Here is a 20,213-nt window from a genome sequence, read left to right as displayed (position 1 = left end):
CCGCGTCGGGGCCAGCACCCACCTCGCGCGCGGCGCGCCGCACGGCAGCGCGCACAATGGGGGCGTGACGGACGCGCCCCTCGTGCTCGGTATCGAGACCTCCTGCGACGAGACCGGTGTCGGCATCGTCCGCGGCCACGACCTGCTGGCCGATGCGGTCGCCAGCAGCGTCGACGAGCACGCCCGCTTCGGCGGCGTCGTGCCGGAGGTCGCCAGCCGGGCCCACCTCGAGGCGATGGTGCCGACGATCGAGCGGGCCTGCGAGACCGCCGGCATCCGGCCCTCCGACGTCGACGCGGTCGCGGTGACCAGCGGCCCCGGCCTCGCCGGCGCGCTGCTCGTCGGCGTCGCCGCCGCCAAGGCGCTCGCGATCGGGCTCGACAAGCCGTTGTACGGCGTGAACCACCTCGCCGCGCACGTCGCCGTCGACCAGCTCGAGCACGGCGCCCTGCCCGAGCCCTGCATCGCGATGCTGGTGAGCGGCGGCCACTCCAGCCTGCTGCGGGTGACCGACGTGACCGGTGCCGAGGGCGGGGTGGACCCGATGGGGGCGACCATCGACGACGCGGCCGGCGAGGCCTTCGACAAGGTCGCGCGGCTGCTCGGCCTGCCGTTCCCCGGGGGGCCGCACATCGACCGGGCGGCCCGGGAGGGCTCCTCGGTCTACGTCGACTTCCCGCGCGGCCTCACCTCCCGCCGCGACCTCGAGCGGCACCGGTTCGACTTCTCCTTCTCCGGCCTCAAGACCGCCGTGGCGCGGTGGGTCGAGGCCCGTGAGCGGTCCGGCGAGCCGGTGCCCGTGGCCGACGTCGCCGCGTCCTTCCAGGAGGCGGTCTGCGACGTGCTGGTGCGCAAGGCGCTCGACGCCGCCGCCTCCGAGGGCATCGAGGACCTCCTCATCGGCGGCGGGGTGGCGGCCAACTCCCGGCTGCGCCACCTGGCCGAGGAGCGGGCCGCGAAGCTCGGCATCCGGGTCCGCGTGCCGCGGCCGGGCCTGTGCACCGACAACGGCGCGATGGTCGCCGCCCTCGGCGCCGAGATGGTCGCCCGCGGCCGGACGCCCTCCGCGCTGGACCTGCCCGCCGACTCCTCGCTGCCGGTCACCGAGGTCCTCGTCTGAGTCGTGCTCGGCAGTCCCGTGCCGGGATCAGCCGGCCGGGCCCGGGGTGAGCAGGACGGTCCAGGTCGTGGCCTTGGCCGACGCGGCGTCGGCGGTGGCGGCGAGACCGCCGGTGCTCCCGGTGGGGACCGGACCGCCCGGGTCGGTCAGCAGGGTGGTGGTGCGTCCGCCGCCGGTGCCCGCGGAGGCCGAGCGCACCTGCTCGCCGGCCGGTGGGGTCCAGGCGGTCGTGGACGAGGACCGGTCCGACCAGTACGACACGCGCCAGGTCCCCGGCGAGGCCACCGTGGCGAGGGGTGTCACGTGCACGGCGGTGCGCGCCGGCTCGCCGGCGGCGACAGCCCCCGCGAACGGCCCGGTCGTCCGGGTGCCGCGGTACGCCGCCAGGGTGAGCGACCCCTTCACCAGCTGGGTCGGGAAGCCGACCGCCACGTCGGAGCCGGCGTCCTCGGCCGTCGCGACCCGCTGCCAGGCCGTCGTCCGCAGGGTGCCGTCGGTGACGGAGCCCAGCCGCGTCCACCCGGGCCCGGGGCCGCTCAGGGTCTCGGTGCCGGTGCCCCGGGAGAGGAAGAGCAGCAGTCCGTCACCCGGCTCGACATCACCCGGCACGGTGACCGACCAGGTCCTGGCGTTGCCGTCGTCGGCCGCGGTGCCGACCGGCGCGATCGTGCCCGGGTCCGGGCCCGGCGGGGAGCCGGTCGGGACGACGGTCTCCAGGGGGACGTACTTGAAGCTCTGGTTCCCCTCCTCGCCGGGCGCCACGTTGTGGTCGTCCTGGCAGACGAAGACGCCGTCCGGGAACGCCGGACCCAGGTCGGCGGTGCTCGCCGTGATGCCGTCGGTGCGGTCGCAGTCGTCGGCCGCCGAACCGTCCCCGACCCGGAACGACGAGACGTGGTCGTTGGTCACCCGGTCGTAGACGACGAAGTAGCTGGCGCCGGGGTCGGCGGCGTGCTGGGCCGAGGCGATCACCTGCCCCGACCCGTCGGGCCGGTCGACCAGCGTCACGCCCTCGATGTCCAGGGCGAGGTGGCCGCCGGTGTCGGTGACGGTGTCGACGACCTCGCGCGAGGCGCCCGCGGACGGCTCGGCCCCGTAGCGCCACAGCGCCCGCTCCTCCTCGCTGACGTAGAGGGCGCCGGTGTCGTCGTCGGCCACGCACCCCTCCGCCTCGGAGCCGACCTGCAGGTCGCGGACCAGGGTCCCGTCGAGCAGGCCGTCGGCGTCGGCGTCGTCGAGCCGGTACTGCCGCAGCCGGCCGCCGATCGTGATGAGGACGACGTAGGTCTCCCCGGTGGCCGGGCTGGTGTAGAGGCACAGGCCCTCGCCGTCGCCGTCGACCCCCGCCCCCTCGGTCGTCCGCCGCAGCTGCCTTGTGCTCGCGTCGACGTCGTAGAGCTGCAGGCCGTCGTGGTAGACCGCGACCACGTCGCGCACGGCCCCGCCGACCTCGACGCCCTGGCGCACGTCGACGTTGCCCCAGAACGTCGTCCCGCCCGACAGGCGCTCGACCAGCCGGCCCTCCATGTCGTAGGTCTCCAGGCCGCCGAGCTTGTCGTTGCCGATGACCAGCGACCTCGCCGGGTCGTCGGGGTGCACCCACACGGCGGGGTCGTCCAGCGCGTCACCGGCGTGGGCGACCGGCGCCGTCTCCCGCAGGGCGGGCACCACCGTGACCGGGTCGGCCGCCACCGCGGGCGGCACCACCGCCGCGCCGGCGCCGAGGAGGGCGAGCCCGCTGAGGGCGACCAGGACCTGTGCGCGACGACCGTTCACCAGTGCCTCCCGAGGACTCGTCCCGGGTGACGCTAGGCACCGGGGGAGCCACGGTGGCCGCCGGCCGGGCAGGACCCCCAACGTTGGGGATCCGCCCGGACGGCGGCCACCGAGAGGGCCTACCTCCCGGCGGAGACCTCCGCGCCGGGCTCGGAGGTGCCGGGCTCGGAGGTGCCGGGCACGGAGGCGGTGGAGTCCTCGGCGTCCGAGCCGTGACCGGGCCGCTTCTCGTCGCCGTGGCCGGGCCACCAGGCGGCGTGCCCGATCAGCGCGGTGAGGGCCGGGGTGAAGAACATCGACATCACGAACGCCGCGACCAGGATGCCGAACGACAGCGCGAAGCCCATCGACATCATCAGGCTGTTGCCGCTCAGCATCAGCGAGGCGAACGTGCCGGCGAGGATGACACCGGCCGCCGCGATCGTCGGCCCCGCGTGCTTCACGGCCTCGGCGGCGGCGTCGCGCGGGCTGCGGCCCTCCCGCGCCTCCTCCCGGAGCCGGGCGATCATCAAGATGTTGTAGTCCGTGCCGAGCGCGGTGACGAAGAGGTAGATGTAGATCGGCAGCATGAAGATCAGGCCCTCGTCCCCGCCGATGTGCTGGAAGACGATCACCGTCGCGCCCAGCGTCGCGGCGAAGCCGAGTCCCACCGCGGCCATCAGGTACCACGGGGCCACCAGGCTGCGCAGCAGCAGCGCCAGGATCACCATGATCACGAGCGCGGCGACCGGGAAGACCACCGAGTAGTCGCGCGCCATCGCGTCCTGGAGGTCCGCGAAGACCGACGGGGTGCCGCCGACGTACGCCTCGGTGCCCTCGGGCGCCTCGCTGTGCGCGACGTCGCGGATCGGGCCCTCGACGTCCTTCATGGCGGCGTCGGAGGCGGGGTCCTCGGCCAGCACCAGGCTGATCTGCGCGGTGCTGCCGTCCTCGGAGAGCTGCGGCGGGTAGACCTGGTCCACGCCCTCGGCCTCGCCGAGCGCCGCGGCGTACGACTCCAGCGCCGACTCCTCCAGCGTGCCGCCCTCGTCGGCCCGCACGATCACCGGGACCGGCTCGGAGGCGCCGGCGGAGAAGTGGTCCTGGAAGGTCTCGAGCGCCTGGGTGGACTCCACGTCCTCGGGCAGGCTCGCGCTGAAGTCGAAGGACGGGCTGAACTGCAGAGCGAAGAGCGCGAGCACCGCCATCAGCAGCCCCGAGGCCGCGGCGAAGACACCCGGGCGACGGCCCAGCGAGCGGCCGGCCTGGGCGAAGCGGGCCGCCTCGGGCTCGCGGCGCCACTTCTTGGAGGGCCAGAACAGGGCCCGGCCGAGCACCGTCACGACCGCCGGCACCAGGGTGAGGGCGGCGACGAGGGTGACGGCGACGGCGATCGCGAGGGCGGGGCCGATCGCCTGGAAGATGCCGAGCGAGCTGAGCAGCAGCGCGAGGAACGCGACGATCACCGCGCCGCCGGCCGAGGCGATGGCCTCGCCCGCGCGCTCGAGGGCGTGCACGACCGCCGCCCTGGTGTCGGCGCCCTGGCGCAGCCGCTCGCGGTAGCGGAAGAGGAAGAACAGGATGTAGTCGGTGCCGATGCCGTAGAGCACGACCACGAGGATCGTCTCGATGGAGGAGTCGGCCTTGAGGTCGAAGGCCTCGTTGGCCCAGCCGATGAGGCCGGTGGCGATCATCGAGACGAGCGTGACGATCACGACCGGCATCAGGCAGATGATCACGCTGCGGAAGATGATCGCGAGCAGGCCGACGATCAGCACGATGGTGGCGATGCCGACGATGGCCAGCGAGCGCTCGCTGGAGTCCTGGGAGTCCAGGCCCTGGAGGACCGAGCCGGTCGACTGCACCTCGAGGTCGGTGCCGTCGGTGAGGTCGGCGAGGTCCTCGCGCAGGGCCTCGCCGTCCTCGAACGCCTGCGGGTCGAACCCGGTGGCGCCCTCGGCGAGGCCGATCACGCCGAGCTGGGCCAGCCCGTCCTCGGCGAGCTGCGGCTGTCCGTCCGGGGTGATCGTCACGACCTGGGGGACGAACGTCTCCTTCCCCAGCCGAGGCCCGAGCTCCTCGGCGATCCGGCCGACCTCGGCCTGGTCGTCCTCGGTCAGGGCGGCTCCGTCGGCGCGCTCGAAGACGAGGATCGCCGCCGGCGTGGTGGCGCCGGGGAACTCCGTGGACTGCAGCTCGGTCGCCTTGACCGACTCGTAGTGGTCGGGCAGGAACTCCGACTCCTCCTGCGTGGTCTGCAGGGCGGGCGCGAAGGCGACCACGCCCACCGCGACGACCACCCACGCGGCGATGACGAACCAGGGACGACGGGAGGCGAGGTTGCCGAGGGCTCTGAACACGGCTCTCACCGTAGTGCTCGGCGCCGACGCCGCGCCTCCGATTTCCGGCCGTCCCAGGGGAACACCAGGGGAACCGTCAGGGGTGCCCCGGGAACCACCGAGGTGCCCCGCAGAGGGCTCAGGGTGCCGTCGGCAGCACGTACGGCGACGAGACCTCCGCGATGTCCCCGGGCAGCGGGGCGGCCGGCCCCGCGACCCTCGTCTCGCTGCCGTCGGTGCCGATCCGCACCACCGACCACTTGCCGTCATCCAGGACCGCGACCAGGACGTGCTCCTCGTCCTCCCAGACGAAGCCGTCGAGGGCGTCGGCGATCGGGATCTCGTGGAGCACCGCCCCGGAGCGGGCGTCCCGCAGCCGCAGCTCCCGCGCGCCCGCTCCCTCGGCGAAGGTCGTGGCGACGCGCGTGCCGCCGGGGGAGAAGACGTGGACGTTCTCCACGCAGTCCTCCCACAGCGGCCCCGCCGCCCCAGGCTCCCAGACGGCCGTGCACAGGTGGAGGTCGTCGGGCGCGGGCCGGTCGACCCCGGCCACGAGCGCGTCGTCGGGTGCGACGGCGGTGACCAGCGGGATCTGCGGCAGGTAGGGCTCGACCGGCCCCTCGGTCGGGACCAGGTACGTCGGCCCGAACCCCGCCTCGCCGTTCTCGGTCACCACCACGCCGCAGTCCTCCGGGCACTCGCCCACGATGCCGCGCGGCTGGAGCTCGGTGCCGCCGGTGACCCGGCCGAGCCGGGTCGTCTCCCCGGTGGCCCCGTCGAGCAGGACCACCTCGCCGCCGGGCAGCAACCAGGCCGCGTGCCGTCCGTCCCCGTCGACGACGAACGACGCGCCCGGCGAGACCGGCCACGTGGTCCGCAGGGAGCCGTCGGCGTCGTGGAGGGAGACGACCTCGGTCCCCTGGCGCGTCGCGCCGGCGACGTACCCCTCGCCCACGGCGGCCCAGCCGCGCACCGCCCGCACGCCGGCGAGCGGGACCTCGGTGCCGTCGAGCAGGCGGACGGTGCCGCCCTCGAGGTAGCCGGGGTCCGGCACGGACACCGCGGGCGCCGGCTCGACGACGCGGTCGTCACCGCCGGAGGCGGCGAGGACCCCGAGCGGCACCCCGACCGCCACGAGCAGCACGGCCACGGCCCCCGCGGCGGCGCCCCGCCGGCGCCGCCGGATGGTGCGGGCCGCGCCCTTGACGTCGTGGAGGGTGAGCGGGGCGTCCAGGAGCAGGTCGGCGCGGGAGCGCAGGTCCCGCTGCAGGCGGTCCTCGAAGGTGTCGGTCATCGCTCCTCCTCCCGGGAGGTCGGGTCCAGGTGGCTCGGGGTGCGTTCGCGCAGCGTCGCGAGGGCGCGGCTGCACTGGGACTTCACGGTGCCGACGGAGACGCCGAGCGCCTCGGCGGTCTCGGCCTCGGTCAGCTGCTCGTAGTAGCGCAGGACGAGCACGGCGCGCGCCCGCCGCGGCAGCGTCTGGACGACGGACCACAGCTGGCCGCCCGTCCCGTCGTCGTACGCCGGGAGCACCGGCGGTGGCTCGGGGACCTGGTCGGTCGCGTGCTCGCGCTTCCGCCAGCCGCGGCGCCACAGCGAGGTGTGCTCGTTGACCATGATCCGGCGGACGTAGGCGTCGACCGCGCCCCGGTCGCGCACGCCGTCCCACGCCAGGTAGAGCTTGGCCAGCGAGGTCTGGAGCAGGTCCTCGGCCGTGTGGCGGTCGCCGCCGGTCAGCAGGTACGCCGTGCGCAGCAGCGCCGGCTGCCGGGCGGCGAGCCAGTCGGTGAACTCGCGGTCGCGCGCGACCTCGCGATCAACCATGGCTGCAGTGTCGGTGCCCGTCGCCGCGACGAGCCTGGTGGGTGGCATGTCGACCTCCGTGGTGTCTCGTGCAGAGGACGCCACGGCCCTGCGGAAGGTTGCAGCCCTCCGTCCTAGGGTGATGGCAGCCCAGCACCACAACCCAGGAGGAGCACCGAATGCAGCAGGTCAAGGCGGTCGTCGCCCGCGGCAAGGGACAGCCGGTCGAGGTGACGACGATCAACGTGCCGGACCCGGGCCCGGGGGAGGCGGTCGTGGCGATCCAGGCGTGCGGGGTGTGCCACACCGACCTGCACTACCGCGAGGGCGGCATCAACGACGAGTTCCCGTTCCTGCTCGGCCACGAGGCCGCGGGCGTGGTCGAGGCCGTCGGCGAGGGCGTCACCGACGTGGCCCCGGGCGACTTCGTCGTCCTGAACTGGCGCGCGGTGTGCGGCGAGTGCCGCGCCTGCAAGCGCGGCGAGCTCCAGTACTGCTTCAACACCCACAACGCCACCCAGCGGATGACCCTCGCCGACGGCGACGACGCCGGCACCGAGCTGAGCCCCGCGCTGGGCATCGGAGCCTTCGCGGAGAAGACGCTCGTCGCGGCCGGCCAGTGCACGAAGGTCGACCCCTCCGCCCGCCCCGCCGCCGTCGGCCTGCTCGGGTGTGGCGTGATGGCCGGCATCGGAGCGGCGATCAACACCGGTGCCGTCACCCGCGGGAAGTCGGTCGCGGTCATCGGCTGCGGCGGCGTCGGCGTGGCCGCGGTCGCCGGCTCCGCGCTGGCCGGCGCGAGCCCGATCATCGCGATCGACATCGACGCCCAGAAGCTCGAGGCCGCGAAGCGGCTCGGCGCGACCCACACCATCGACTCCTCGAGCGAGGACGTGCTCGCGCGCGTCAAGGAGATCTGCTCGGCGACGTACGAGGGCGCCGAGGGTGCGGACGTCGTCATCGAGGCCGTCGGTCGCCCGGAGACGTGGGAGCAGGCGTTCTACGCCCGCGACCTGGCCGGCACCGTCGTGCTCGTCGGCGTGCCGACCCCGGACATGAAGGTGCCCGAGCTGCCGCTGATCGACGTCTTCGGCCGCGGCGGCTCCCTGAAGTCCAGCTGGTACGGCGACTGCCTGCCCACCCGCGACTTCCCGATGCTGGTGGACCTCTACCAGCAGGGCCGGCTCGACCTCGACGCCTTCGTGACCGAGGAGATCGGCATCGACGACGTGGAGGCGGCGTTCGAGAAGATGCACCACGGCAACGTGCTGCGCTCGGTGGTGGTCTTCTGATGGCCGAGGGCAGCAGCGCCGGCGCGGTCCGGGTCGACCACGCCGTCGTCAGCGGCACGTTCAGCCTCGACGGCGAGACCTTCGACGTCGACAACAACATCTGGGTCGTCGGCGACGACTCCGAGTGCGTCGTCGTGGACGCCCCCCACGACGTCGAGGCGATCATGGACGTCGTCGGCGACCGGACGGTCAAGGCGATCCTGCTGACCCACGCCCACGACGACCACTGCCGGGTCGCCCCGGCGCTGCGCGAGCGGGTCAACGGCGGGTCGGGCGCCCCGATCCTGCTGCACCCCGACGAGCGGCCGCTGTGGGAGCTCACCCACACCGACCGCCTCTGGGACCTCGACCTCGCCGAAGGGTCGGAGGTCACCGTGGCCGGCGTGGTGCTGCGCGCGCTGCACACCCCCGGCCACGCGCCCGGTGCGGTCTGCTTCTCCGCGCCGGACCTGGGGTGCGTCTTCACCGGGGACACGCTCTTCCAGGGCGGGCCCGGCGCGACGGGTCGCTCCTACAGCGACCGCCCCACCCTCGAGGCGTCGATCCGCGCGAAGCTGTTCGCGCTCCCCGACGAGACGGTCGTCCACACCGGGCACGGTGACGACACCACGATCGGCGCGGAGAAGGCGGCGCTCGGGGCCTGACCGAGACCCTCGGCCCGGGACCGGTGGCGTTGGAACGCTCCAAGAATGTGGGGCGCCGGTTCCGGGCAGAGGAGCGCGTGGACCAAGCTCGGGCGGACTACTGGGGCGCGCTGCGCGAGGGGGACCGGGCCGGTGCGCTCGCGGCCGTCAAGCGGATCCGCGACGCCGGCCGGACCCACCTGGAGATCATCGACGAGGTCATCGTCCCCGCCCAGGAGCGGCTCGCGCAGTGCTGGTTCAGCGGCGAGTGGACCCTGGAGCAGGAGCAGGCGGCCACCTCGATCAACGAGGGCCTGGTGCACTGGCTGTGCTCGTTCGCGCCGGCTCCGCCCGCGGACCGGCCCCTGGTCGTCGTCGCGACGCCCGACCGCCAGGAGCTGCCCGCACTGGTGCTGGCCGAGGGGCTGGCGGCGTCGGGCTACCGCACGACCTTCGTCGGCGGCGCCGCGGTGGGGACCGACCTGCTGCGCCAGGTCCTGACCCGCAAGCCCCGGGCGCTGCTGGTGACCGCCGGGCGCACCTCGTCGCTGGCGGCGCTCAAGCCGCTGCTCGAGAACGTCCGCGCGACCGGCATCCCGGTCCTCGCCGGCGGACCCGCCTTCGGTGGCGACCCCGCCCGGGCGACCGCCGTCGGCGCGACGGCGTACGCCGCCTCGGTCGCCGAGGTCGTCGTGCTGCTCGAGCAGCTGCCCCGGCGGCTGCCGACGCGGGCACCGGAGCCGGCGAGCCCGGCGGAGGTGGAGGCGGCCTGGCTCGCCGAGTTCCGCCACGAGATCACGCCGTACGTGCTCCGGGCGCTGGCCGCCCGGCACCCGTTCGCCGTCCGGCCGGCGTGGTGGGCCGAGCTCGAGGAGCACGTCGAGCACGTCCTCGGCTGCCTGGCGTCCTCGCTGGTGACCGGTGACGAGACGATCATGGTCGAGGTCCGCGACTGGCTGACCCAGGTGCTCGCGGCCCGCGGTGCGGACGCCGTGCTGGTCCAGGACCTCTGGGAGCTGCTCGCGGTCCCGCTGCGCGGCCACCCGCTGGCCCGGGTGCACCTGGCCGGGTCCGCGCCCGTGGGCGGGACGACCGACGGCGGGTTCACCGACGGCCTCGCGACCTCGGTCTAGCCGCGCTCAGGCCAGCGGGCGCACGAGCAGCGCCGTGCCGGCGCCGGCGACGCGCGTGAGCACGACCGTCCCCGCCTCGTCCCCGCTCAGCGCCAGCCGCTTGCGCAGCTGCTCCGGCACGACGTCGACGCCGCGCTTCTTGATCGTCAGCGTGCCGATGCCGCGCTCGCGCAGGGCGGCGCGCAGCGCCTTCTCCCGGTACGGCAGCTCCTCGAGCACCTCGTAGCCGCGCGCGACGGGCGAGCGGTACGCCGCGTCGCCGGTGACGTAGGCGATGTGCTCGTCGACCAGCCCGCCCTGCACGGCGGCCGCCACGGCGGTCACCAGGCCGGCGCGGACGACGGCACCGTCCGGCTCGTAGAGGTAGCGGCCGACCGGGCGCACCCCGACGCCCGCCTCGCCGAGCGGCGGGGCGTCCTCGTCGGTCAGCGTGGCCAGGCCCCCCTCGCCGATCACGGTCGCGCGGCGGCCGGTCGTCGCGAGGCCGCCGGACCACAGCGCGGCCTCCTTGACCTCGCCGTGGTCGCTGACCCACTCCGCCTCGACCCCGTCGGGCACCAGCGCGTGCGGGATGCCGGGGGCCACCTTCACGCAGGAGTCGCGGCGCAGGAGGCGCTCGACGAACGGCCAGGGCGGGGTCCAGTCGTCGACGTCGAAGGTGCGCCCGCGGGCGCCCCGGCGCGCGGGGTCGGCGAAGGCGACGTCGAAGGGGGAGGGGTCGACCGTCGTCGCGTCGGCGACCATGACGGCCCCGGGCAGGTCGAGGGCGGCGAGGTTGGCCTCGGCGACCGCGACGCGGACCGGGTCGAGGTCGACCCCCGCGCAGGTGAGGCCGGCGCCGGCCGCCGCGACCAGGTCGCCGCCGATCCCGCAACCGAGGTCGACGAGCGTCCGCGCGGCGTACGCCTGCAGGCGGGCGGCGCGGTGCCGCGCGACGGGCAGCCGGGTGGCCTGCTCGAGGCCGTCGGGGGTGAAGTACATCCGGGCGGCCAGGTCGCCGAACTTGGCGCGCGCCCGCTCGCGCAGCCGGGCCTGGGTCAGCGCCGCGGCGGCGTGCTCGGGCGTCGCGTCCCGCCGCAGCGCGGTCTGGGCCGCGAGCGGCTCGGCCTCGACGAGCTCCTCGGCCCGGTCGAGCAGGGCCTGGCCGGCGTCGGTGAGCAGCCAGCGGAAGGCGTCGAGGTCCACCCCGCGATCCTCGCAGGCCGGGGGTCCCTGGCACTCGCGCGAGGTGAGTGCTAGTTTCTGTCCTGGCACTCTCCCCGTGAGTGTGCCAGCGCTTGCCTACCGAGCACGACCCCCGCGACGGCGTGCTCCGGGACCGCAGGCACCAGACGTGCACCACCCGCCTGAGACATCTGAGTTTGAAAGTGGAGGTCGACATCGTGTCGGTCAACATCAAGCCCCTCGAGGACCGCATCGTCGTCAAGCCGCTCGACGCCGAGCAGACCACGGCCTCCGGCCTGGTCATCCCGGACACCGCCAAGGAGAAGCCCCAGGAGGGCGAGGTCGTGGCCGTCGGCCCCGGCCGCTTCAACGACGACGGTGACGAGCGCGTCCCCATGGACATCTCCGTGGGCGACAAGGTCATCTACAGCAAGTACGGCGGCACCGAGGTGAAGTACTCCGGCGAGGAGTTCCTCATCCTCTCCGCGCGCGACGTCCTCGCGATCGTTTCCTGATCTCTCCCGGGTCGTGTGCCTGACGACGCGCTTCGGCGCGTCGGACGGCACACGACCCGGTCCTCTTTCCCGCACCACCTGCTAGGAGAGTCATGCCCAAGATCCTGGAGTTCGACGAGTCCGCCCGTCGCGCGCTCGAGCGCGGCGTCGACGCGCTCGCCAACGCCGTCAAGGTGACGCTCGGCCCCAAGGGCCGCTACGTCGTCCTCGACAAGAAGTGGGGCGCCCCGACGATCACCAACGACGGCGTGACCGTCGCCCGTGAGATCGAGCTGGACGACCCGTTCGAGAACCTCGGCGCCCAGCTGTGCAAGGAGGTCGCCACCAAGACCAACGACGTCGCCGGTGACGGCACCACCACCGCGACCGTCCTCGCCCAGGCGATGGTCCACGAGGGCCTCAAGGCGGTCACCGCCGGCGCCAATCCGATGGGCCTCAAGCGGGGCATGGACGCCGCGGCCGAGGCCGTCGGCAACGCCCTGCGCGACGCCGCCCGCGAGGTCGAGACCCGCGAGGACATGGCGTCGGTCGCGACGATCTCCTCGCGCGACAGCCACATCGGCGACCTGCTCGCGCAGGCCTTCGACAAGGTCGGCAAGGACGGTGTCATCACCGTCGAGGAGTCCAACACCATGGGCACCGAGCTGGACTTCACCGAGGGCATGCAGTTCGACAAGGGCTACATCAGCCAGTACTTCGTGACCGACCCCGAGCGGATGGAGGCCGTCATCGACGACCCCTACATCCTGCTGCACCAGGGGAAGATCTCCTCCGTCTCCGAGCTGCTGCCGCTGCTGGAGAAGGTCATCCAGGCCGGCAAGCCGCTCTTCATCCTCGCCGAGGACGTCGACGGCGAGGCGCTGTCGACGCTGGTGGTCAACAAGATCCGCGGCACGTTCAACGCCGTCGCGGTCAAGGCCCCCGCCTTCGGCGACCGCCGCAAGGCGATGATGCAGGACATCGCGACCCTGACCGGTGGTCAGGTCATCGCCCCCGAGGTCGGCCTCAAGCTCGACCAGGTGGGCCTCGAGGTCCTGGGCCGGGCGCGCCGCGTCGTCGTCACCAAGGACGAGACGACGATCGTCGACGGCGCCGGTGACGCCGCCGAGGTCGAGGGCCGCGTCAACCAGATCAAGGCCGAGATCGAGAACACCGACTCCGACTGGGACCGCGAGAAGCTCCAGGAGCGCCTCGCGAAGCTGGCCGGCGGCGTGTGCGTGATCAAGGTCGGCGCCGCCACCGAGGTGGAGCTGAAGGAGAAGAAGCACCGCATCGAGGACGCCGTCTCCGCGACGCGCGCCGCGATCGAGGAGGGCATCGTCCCCGGCGGTGGCTCCGCGATCATCCACGCCGTCTCCGTCCTCGACGACGACCTCGGCCTCACCGGTGACGAGGCCGTCGGCGTCCGCGTGGTCCGCAAGGCGGCCGACGAGCCGCTGCGCTGGATCGCCGAGAACGGTGGCGAGAACGGCTACGTCGTGACCACCAAGGTCCGCGAGCTCGGCGTCGGCAACGGCTACAACGCCGCCACCGGCGAGTACGGCGACCTGGTCGCCCAGGGCGTCCTGGACCCGGTCAAGGTCACCCGCTCCGCGCTGGTCAACGCCACCTCGATCGCGGCGATGCTGCTGACGACCGAGACGCTGGTCGTCGACAAGCCCGAGGAGGAGGACGAGACCGCGGCCGCAGGCCACGGTCACGGCCACGGTCACTGAGACCCAGCACCACCAGCACCACCAGCACCGAGACGGCGCCGGTCCCCGCGAGGGGGCCGGCGCCGTCGGCGTTCCCGAACCTGCCGCGAGCTCTGCCTCGTGATGCCCAGCGAGCGCCCCGGCGCCCGCTGGGCATCACGAGGCAGGAGCGGAGCGGCCCTCAGCAGTCGACCTCGAGCGCGGGCCGGTCGAGGCCGCGCAGGAGGTAGACCGGCCGGTCCGAGCAGCCGGTGCCGTGCCGCTCGTAGCGGGCCCGCACCGCGTCGTGCAGCTCCTCGGCGCCGGGGGCGCCCCACGCTCCCCACGGCACCCAGGCGACCAGCCAGGTCGGCGCGTCGGGGCCCTCGACCAGGGTGCGCAGGTCGCCGTACCGGTGGTCGAGGGTGCGCATCGGCAGGCTCCACAGGTGGGGGTACGGCGTGGCGAGGCCACTGCTCAGCTGCAGGTCCGCGCGGCCGCCGAAGACGACCAGGGTGTCGCCCGGCTCGGCGGCGGCGGCGATGGCGGTGCCGGTGTCGGCCTCGTGGAACTCCTGGTAGTCCAGCGCGTTCCAGCCCGCCCAGCCCAGCAGGCAGACCAGGGAGGAGACGGCGCTGAGCCCGATGACCACGCGCATCGTCCGGCCACGACCGGTGCGGTGCCGGGCCAGCAGCGCCGCGCACAGCGCGGTCGCGGGGACCAGCCCGAAGAGGTAGTCGCGCCAGTAGCTGCCGCCGAGCGCGAGCGCGAGGCCGTCGGCGACGACGATCCCGACCGTCGCGGCGGTGACCACCGGGTCGGCGCGCCACTCGCGGCGGACGTGGACGAGGAAGCCGCCGATGACCAGCAGCATCCCCGCGGCGAGGGCGGCGAAGGCGAGCGTCGCAGCCCGGGCGGCCGGTGCGTCGGCGCCGCTGTCGCCGAGGACGGCGGTCGCGTCGGTGCGGAAGCCGTAGACGGTGTACCAGACCTCCTCGAGGTGGACGCCGGCCGCGAGCGCCCAGGCCACCGTGGCCAGCACGGGTACGGCGACCCCGCCGACCGCGGCCGCGGCCAGGCGGGCGAACGTGCGCGTGTCCAGCCGGCCGGTGAGCCGGGCGGCGACCAGCAGGACGGCTCCGAAGGCCAGCCCGCCGACCAGGCTCTGCTTCATCCCGAGGGCGGTGGCCGCCAGCAGGCCCGCCAAGAACGCGTGCCCGGCCGAGTGGCGCTCGAGGGCCTCGAGCGCCAGCCAGATCGAGCCGAGCAGGAACGGCAGCGCCAGGATCTCGCCCTTCACCGCGACGGCGTCGATCACCGTGTTGGTGAGCAGCGCGGCGACGGCCACCGCGGTCCACCGCGCGGCCCGCTCGCTGGCCACCCGCCGGGCGACCGCGGCCGCGGCGAGGACGGCCAGCACGCAGGCGACCGCGCCCAGGACGCGGATCGCGTGCTCGCCGCCGACCCGGTCGGTCAGCGCGAAGACGGCGATCACCAGCGGGTGCCGGTCGACGAAGAGGTCGCCGTACACGCTGTCGGGGCGGGGGTCCCAGCTCCGGGCGACCAGCGTGAACCCGGCCTCGTCGGGGCGCAGCGGCCGGGTCAGGCCCGGCAGCCGGAGCAGGAACGCCAGGGTCGCGGCGACCGCGACCGTCCACCGCGAGTCGATCCGGGCACCGACCCACCGCGCCTGGTGCTGCAGCCGGTCGAGCATGCGGCACAGGTTCCCAGACGCCGCCCGCCGAGCCGCGGCCCCCACCCGTGTGACCTGGGGGAAACACCGGCGACCCGGTCCGGCAACCTCGCCGGGCGAGGGTGGCGGCATGTTGTGGCGAGTGCGGACGACCCTGCCCGACCGACCCGGAGCGCTGGCCGTGCTGGCCGAGCACTGCGGACGGGCCGGCGTGAACATCCTGGGCCTGCAGATCTTCCCCGGCGTCGAGGCCGTGACCGACGAGCTGGTGCTGAGCACCCCCGGTGGGTGGGGCGCCTCGGCCACCGCCCACCTGGTGGAGCGGGCCGGCGGCCGCTCGGTCGTGGTCCAGCCCTGCACGGAGGCGGCGCTGTCGGACCAGCCGACCCGGTACGTCCAGGCCGCCCGCACCATCCTCGCCTCGCCGATGTCCTTCCCCGACGTGGTCGCGCGGCTCTTCGACGCCGAGGCCGACCCGGTCGACCCGGCCGGGCCGCCGCAGGACGTCATGGAGATGACCGTCGGCGACGTGCAGGTGCAGGTACGCCGCACCGCGGCGTTCACCGCCACCGAGCACGCCCGCGGAGCGGCGATCGCCGACCTGGTCAGCGACGTGCTGCAGCGGACCAAGGCCGAGTCGGCCATCGCGGTGACCCCCGGGCGGCGGATGGGCGGCGGCACGATGCCCGAGCACGTCGTCGACGGGGACTCCATCAGCGCCGTCGTCGACGGTGTGGTGGTCGGCCTCGCGACCGTCCAGGGCGAGCTCGAGGAGGACCCGGGCGCCCGGCAGGTCGTGCTCCGGGTGGACCCGGCGTGGCAGCGACGGGGCATCGGCACCCGGCTGCTGGTCGACGCGGCCCGCCTCGCGCACACGCTGGGTGCGGGGGAGATCGTGCTCACCACCCGCTCGGACAACCAGGCGGTGCTCCCGATGGTGCTCGCGGCCGGCATGCGCGGGCGGATCCGGATGGCGGCCGACGTGCTGACCGTCCGCATCGCCGTGCGCGAGCTGCGTCCGCTCACCGCCTGACCCACCCGCGGGCGACTACTCCTCAGGTGGAACCGGCACTTCTCAGGCGATGCATCCCCCGAGAAGTGCCGGAATCCCCGGGGCCCCGGGGATTCCGACGCGCCCCCACGCCCGCCCACCACCATCCGGCCGGTCCGAGGAGCGTCGTCGACGCCGGTAGGCTGGACGGGTGGAGCTCCCTGACAAGTTCGCCGCTCTCGGCCTCACCTACGACGACGTCCTGCTGCTGCCGGGGTACTCCGACCTGGCGCCCTCCGACATCGACACCACCAGCCGGCTGACCCGCGAGATCAGCCTGCGGGTGCCGCTGGTCAGCGCCGCGATGGACACGGTCACCGAGTCGCGGATGGCGATCGCCATGGCCCGCCAGGGCGGACTCGGCGTGCTGCACCGCAACCTCTCGATCGAGGACCAGGCCTACCAGGTCGACCTGGTCAAGCGGACCCAGACGGGGATCATCTCCAACCCGGTGACGATCGGTCCGGACGCGACGCTCGAGCAGCTCGACCAGCTGGCGGGGGAGTACCGCGTCTCCGGCTTCCCGGTCGTCGACGGCGAGCAGCGCCTGCTGGGCATCATCACCAACCGCGACCTGCGGTTCACCCCGGTCGCGGAGTGGGCCACCACCAAGGTCGACGAGGTGATGACGACCGAGGGCCTGGTGACCGGTCCCGCGGGCATCTCGCGCGACGACGCCACCGTGCTCCTGCGGCGGCACAAGAAGGAGCGGCTGCCCCTCGTCGACGAGCAGGGCCGCCTGGTCGGGCTGATCACCGTCAAGGACTTCGTGAAGTCCGAGCAGTTCCCGCACGCCTCGAACGACGGCTCCGGCCGGCTCATGGTCGGCGCCGCGATCGGCTACTTCGGCGACGCCTGGGAGCGCGCGACCACCCTGATCGACGCGGGCGTCGACGTGCTCGTCGCCGACACCGCGCACGGCCACGTGCGCCTGCTGCTCGACATGGTCCGCCGACTGAAGTCCGACCCCGCGACCAAGCACGTCCAGGTCATCGGCGGGAACGTCGCCACCCGCGACGGCGCGCAGGCGTTCGTCGACGCCGGCGCGGACGCGGTCAAGGTCGGCTTCGGCCCGGGCTCGATCTGCACCACCCGGGTCGTCACCGGCGCCGGCGTGCCGCAGGTGACCGCGGTGTACGAGGCGTCGCTGGCGTGCAAGCCGGCCGGCGTGCCGGTCATCGCCGACGGCGGCCTGCAGCAGTCCGGTGACATCGCCAAGGCGCTCGTCGCCGGCGCCGACAGCGTCATGGTCGGCTCGCTGCTGGCCGGCTGCGACGAGTCGCCGGGCGAGCTGATCTTCCTCAACGGCAAGCAGTTCAAGGCCTATCGCGGCATGGGCTCGCTGGCGGCGATGTCGAGCCGGGGCAAGAAGTCCTACTCCAAGGACCGCTACTTCCAGGCCGAGGTCCTCAGCGACGACCTGATCGTGCCCGAGGGCATCGAGGGCCAGGTGGCCTACCGCGGGCCGCTGGCGGCCGTCGCCCACCAGCTCGTCGGCGGCCTCGCGCAGTCGATGTTCTACATCGGCGCCCGGACGGTGCCCGAGCTGCAGGAGAAGGGCCGGTTCGTGCGGATCACGTCGGCCTCGCTCAAGGAGAGCCACCCCCACGACGTGCAGATGACCGTCGAGGCCCCGAACTACAACGGCCGCTGAGCCGGAGCAGAGGACAGATGACCGAGATCGAGATCGGCCGGGCCAAGCGTGCTCGCCGCGCCTACTCCTTCGACGACGTGGCGATCGTGCCCTCCCGGCGCACCCGCGACCCCGAGGAGGTCAGCACCGACTGGCAGATCGACGCCTACCGGTTCGACCTGCCGGTCCTGGCGGCCCCGATGGACTCGGTGATGTCGCCGGCGACCGCGATCGCCTTCGGCGAGTTCGGCGGCCTCGGGGTGCTCAACCTCGAGGGCATCTGGACGCGGTACGACGACCCGGAGCCGCTGCTGGAGGAGGTCGCCGGCCTCGAGGGGCACGACGCGACCCGGCGCCTGCAGGAGATCTACCTCGAGCCGGTGAAGGCAGAGCTGATCACCGAGCGGCTGCGCCAGGTGCGCGAGGCCGGCGTGACCGTCGCGGGCTCGCTGTCGCCGCAGCGGACCAAGGAGTTCGCCAAGACCGTGGTGGACGCGGGCGTCGACATGTTCGTCATCCGCGGCACGACCGTCTCGGCCGAGCACGTCTCCTCCCAGGCCGAGCCGCTGAACCTCAAGGAGTTCATCTACGAGCTCGACGTGCCGGTCATCGTCGGAGGCTGCGCGACCCACCAGGCGGCGCTGCACCTGATGCGCACCGGCGCGGCCGGTGTCCTCGTCGGCTTCGGCGGCGGCGCCGCGCACACCACCCGCACCGTCCTCGGCGTCGCCGTGCCGATGGCCTCCGCCGTCGCCGACGTCGCCGCGGCGCGCCGCGACTACCTCGACGAGTCCGGCGGCCGCTACGTGCACGTGATCGCCGACGGGTCCATCGGCCAGTCCGGCGACCTGGCCAAGGCGATCGCCTGCGGCGCGGACGCGGTCATGGTCGGCTCGCCGTTCGCCCGGGCCAGCGACGCGCCTGGCCGCGGCTTCCACTGGGGCACCGAGGCCCACCACGCCGACCTGCCGCGCGGCCAGCGCGTGCAGTTCGAGACGGTCGGCACGCTCGAGGAGATCCTCTTCGGCCCCTCCCGCGTCGCCGACGGCACGATGAACCTCATCGGCGCGCTGAAGCGGTCGATGGCCACGACGGGCTACACCGAGGTCAAGGAGTTCCAGCGCGTCGAGCTCGTGATCGAGTGAGCGCGGTCGACGAGCGCCCCGTCACCATCCACACCGACGGGGCCTGCGTGCCCAACCCCGGCCCCGGCGGCTGGGGCGCGCTGCTGCGGCAGGGCAGCCACGAGCTGGAGCTGTGCGGCGGCGAGGTCGAGCCCACGACGAACAACCGGATGGAGCTGACCGCGCCCATCCGCGCGCTCGAGGCGCTCAAGCGGCGGTCGGTCGTGCACCTGTTCACCGACAGCACCTACGTGCGCAACGGGATCACCTCCTGGGTCGTGGGGTGGCAGCGCAACGGGTGGCGGACCAGCACGAAGCAGCCGGTCAAGAACGACGACCTGTGGCGCCAGCTGGTCGCCGCCTGCGCCGAGCACGACGTCGAGTGGCACTGGGTCAAGGGCCACAACGGCGACGAGGGGAACGAGCGCGCCGACCGGCTCGCCGCCCGCGGCCTCGCCGAGGCGCTGGCGGCCGCGCGCGCATGACCGGGCTGCTCCTGGGCGCGGGCCAGGCCGAGGCGGTGCCCGGGGACCTGCGCGCGAACGTCGCGACCGCCGCCCGGCTGGCCCGGCGGGCCGCCGACCGGGGCGTGCGCGTGCTCGTGCTGCCCGAGGCGTTCCTGACCGGGTACGACGCCTCCGCGTTCGACGGCGTGCTCCCGACGGCCGAGCGGGTGGCCGGTCCCGAGCTCGACCCGCTCCGCGAGGCGGCCGCGACCGGCGACCTGGTGGTGGTCGTGGGCACGGCGCTGCAGCGCGCGGACCGCCGTACCCTCTCCTCGGTCGTGGTCCGGCCCGGCGGGGAGGTGTCGGTGCCCTACGACAAGCAGCACGTCGACCACGACGAGCTCGCCTGGTTCACCGCGGGGGACGCCGGCTGCTCGATCACCGTCGACGGGGTCGAGCTGGGACTGAGCATCTGCTACGACGGCTGCTTCCCCGAGCACGCCCGGGCGGCCTCCGACGACGGGGCGCTGGGCTACCTCAGCTCTGCGGCGTACTTCCCCGGCGGGGCGCACCGGCGCGACCTCTACTACGCCGCCCGTGCGGTGGAGAACTCCTTCTACGTCGTCTTCTCCGGGCTCACCGGCCGGTGCGGCGGCAGCTCGTTCATCGGTGGTTCGGCGATCCACGACCCCGAGGGCCGCCCGCTCGAGCGGCTCGGCGAGGAGGAGGGGATCGCGGTCGGCGAGCTGGACCCCGGGGTGGTCGCGGCGACCCGGGAGCGGCACCGCATGCACCACGACCACCGCCGGTCGCTGGGCGACCGGGTGCGCGCCTGACCTGCCTCTTGTC

Annotated in this window: 17 protein-coding genes; 11 read left to right on the top strand and 6 right to left on the bottom strand. The window is 74.0% G+C overall.

The window, feature by feature from the left end; genetic code table 11:
* The first annotated feature begins 64 nt into the window (after positions 1-64).
* Positions 65-1,120 (top strand): tRNA (adenosine(37)-N6)-threonylcarbamoyltransferase complex transferase subunit TsaD, encoded by a 1,056-nt coding sequence (gene tsaD / locus OSR43_RS17475; RefSeq protein WP_302268024.1) that lies wholly within the window; start codon positions 65-67, stop codon positions 1,118-1,120.
* Between the two features lie 27 nt (positions 1,121-1,147).
* Here the strand turns inward: tsaD and OSR43_RS17470 are convergent, their stop codons facing one another.
* From OSR43_RS17470 to OSR43_RS17455, 4 genes are all read right to left on the bottom strand, one after another.
* The gene (locus OSR43_RS17470; protein WP_302268023.1) at positions 1,148-2,896 is read right to left on the bottom strand and encodes a phytase; all 1,749 of its coding nucleotides are present in this window, start codon (positions 2,894-2,896) and stop codon (positions 1,148-1,150) included.
* Between the two features lie 119 nt (positions 2,897-3,015).
* Entirely contained in the window at positions 3,016-5,235 is a 2,220-nt protein-coding gene (locus OSR43_RS17465; protein ID WP_302268022.1) for an MMPL family transporter, read from the bottom strand.
* A 118-nt stretch (positions 5,236-5,353) separates the two neighbouring features.
* Positions 5,354-6,508: a hypothetical protein gene (locus tag OSR43_RS17460; RefSeq protein WP_302268020.1), complete on the bottom strand. Its 1,155-nt coding sequence runs from the start codon at positions 6,506-6,508 to the stop codon at positions 5,354-5,356.
* The gene (locus tag OSR43_RS17455) at positions 6,505-7,038 is read right to left on the bottom strand and encodes a SigE family RNA polymerase sigma factor (RefSeq protein ID WP_302268019.1); all 534 of its coding nucleotides are present in this window, start codon (positions 7,036-7,038) and stop codon (positions 6,505-6,507) included. Before OSR43_RS17455 ends, OSR43_RS17460 begins: the two co-directional genes overlap by 4 nt.
* A gap of 158 nt (positions 7,039-7,196) precedes the next feature.
* Between OSR43_RS17455 and OSR43_RS17450 the strand changes: the two genes are divergently transcribed.
* The 3 genes from OSR43_RS17450 (at position 7,197) to OSR43_RS17440 (ending at position 10,065) form a co-directional block, all read left to right on the top strand.
* The gene (locus OSR43_RS17450) at positions 7,197-8,309 is read left to right on the top strand and encodes an S-(hydroxymethyl)mycothiol dehydrogenase (RefSeq protein ID WP_302268017.1); all 1,113 of its coding nucleotides are present in this window, start codon (positions 7,197-7,199) and stop codon (positions 8,307-8,309) included.
* Entirely contained in the window at positions 8,309-8,953 is a 645-nt protein-coding gene (locus OSR43_RS17445; RefSeq protein WP_302268016.1) for an MBL fold metallo-hydrolase, read from the top strand. Before OSR43_RS17450 ends, OSR43_RS17445 begins: the two co-directional genes overlap by 1 nt.
* Positions 8,954-9,030: 77 nt before the next feature.
* A complete protein-coding gene (locus tag OSR43_RS17440; protein ID WP_302268015.1) occupies positions 9,031-10,065 on the top strand; it encodes a B12-binding domain-containing protein in 1,035 nt (344 codons plus the stop codon).
* Between the two features lie 6 nt (positions 10,066-10,071).
* Here OSR43_RS17440 and OSR43_RS17435 read toward each other — a convergent pair whose 3' ends face one another.
* Positions 10,072-11,250: a class I SAM-dependent methyltransferase gene (locus OSR43_RS17435; protein WP_302268014.1), complete on the bottom strand. Its 1,179-nt coding sequence runs from the start codon at positions 11,248-11,250 to the stop codon at positions 10,072-10,074.
* A 197-nt stretch (positions 11,251-11,447) separates the two neighbouring features.
* Between OSR43_RS17435 and groES the strand changes: the two genes are divergently transcribed.
* Together groES and groL are read left to right on the top strand one after the other, a co-directional pair.
* Positions 11,448-11,744 (top strand): co-chaperone GroES, encoded by a 297-nt coding sequence (gene groES / locus OSR43_RS17430; RefSeq protein ID WP_166195350.1) that lies wholly within the window; start codon positions 11,448-11,450, stop codon positions 11,742-11,744.
* A 92-nt stretch (positions 11,745-11,836) separates the two neighbouring features.
* Entirely contained in the window at positions 11,837-13,459 is a 1,623-nt protein-coding gene (groL, locus tag OSR43_RS17425; RefSeq protein ID WP_302268013.1) for a chaperonin GroEL, read from the top strand.
* Between the two features lie 160 nt (positions 13,460-13,619).
* On the opposite strand, the gene OSR43_RS17420 is transcribed toward groL, so the two are convergent.
* Positions 13,620-15,131, bottom strand: a complete 1,512-nt coding sequence (locus OSR43_RS17420; protein ID WP_302268012.1) for a glycosyltransferase family 39 protein — start codon at positions 15,129-15,131, stop codon at positions 13,620-13,622.
* Positions 15,132-15,240: 109 nt separating this feature from the next.
* Here OSR43_RS17420 and OSR43_RS17415 point away from each other — a divergent pair, with 109 nt between their 5' ends.
* From OSR43_RS17415 to OSR43_RS17395, 5 genes are all read left to right on the top strand, one after another.
* Entirely contained in the window at positions 15,241-16,143 is a 903-nt protein-coding gene (locus OSR43_RS17415) for a GNAT family N-acetyltransferase (protein ID WP_302268011.1), read from the top strand.
* A 169-nt stretch (positions 16,144-16,312) separates the two neighbouring features.
* Positions 16,313-17,815 (top strand): IMP dehydrogenase, encoded by a 1,503-nt coding sequence (guaB, locus tag OSR43_RS17410; RefSeq protein WP_302268009.1) that lies wholly within the window; start codon positions 16,313-16,315, stop codon positions 17,813-17,815.
* Positions 17,816-17,832: 17 nt separating this feature from the next.
* Complete coding sequence (locus tag OSR43_RS17405; protein WP_302268007.1) at positions 17,833-18,939, top strand: GuaB3 family IMP dehydrogenase-related protein; 1,107 nt, start codon at positions 17,833-17,835, stop codon at positions 18,937-18,939.
* A complete protein-coding gene (gene rnhA / locus OSR43_RS17400) occupies positions 18,936-19,403 on the top strand; it encodes a ribonuclease HI (RefSeq protein WP_302268005.1) in 468 nt (155 codons plus the stop codon). The genes OSR43_RS17405 and rnhA overlap by 4 nt, the downstream gene beginning before the upstream one ends.
* Entirely contained in the window at positions 19,400-20,200 is an 801-nt protein-coding gene (locus OSR43_RS17395) for a carbon-nitrogen hydrolase family protein (protein ID WP_302268004.1), read from the top strand. Before rnhA ends, OSR43_RS17395 begins: the two co-directional genes overlap by 4 nt.
* Positions 20,201-20,213 lie beyond the last annotated feature (13 nt).

This window comes from Nocardioides sp. Arc9.136 (genome assembly GCF_030506255.1).
Lineage (GTDB): Bacteria > Actinomycetota > Actinomycetes > Propionibacteriales > Nocardioidaceae > Nocardioides.
The sequence above is the reverse complement of the archived record's forward strand: the minus strand, read 5'-3'. Positions and strand labels throughout refer to the sequence as shown.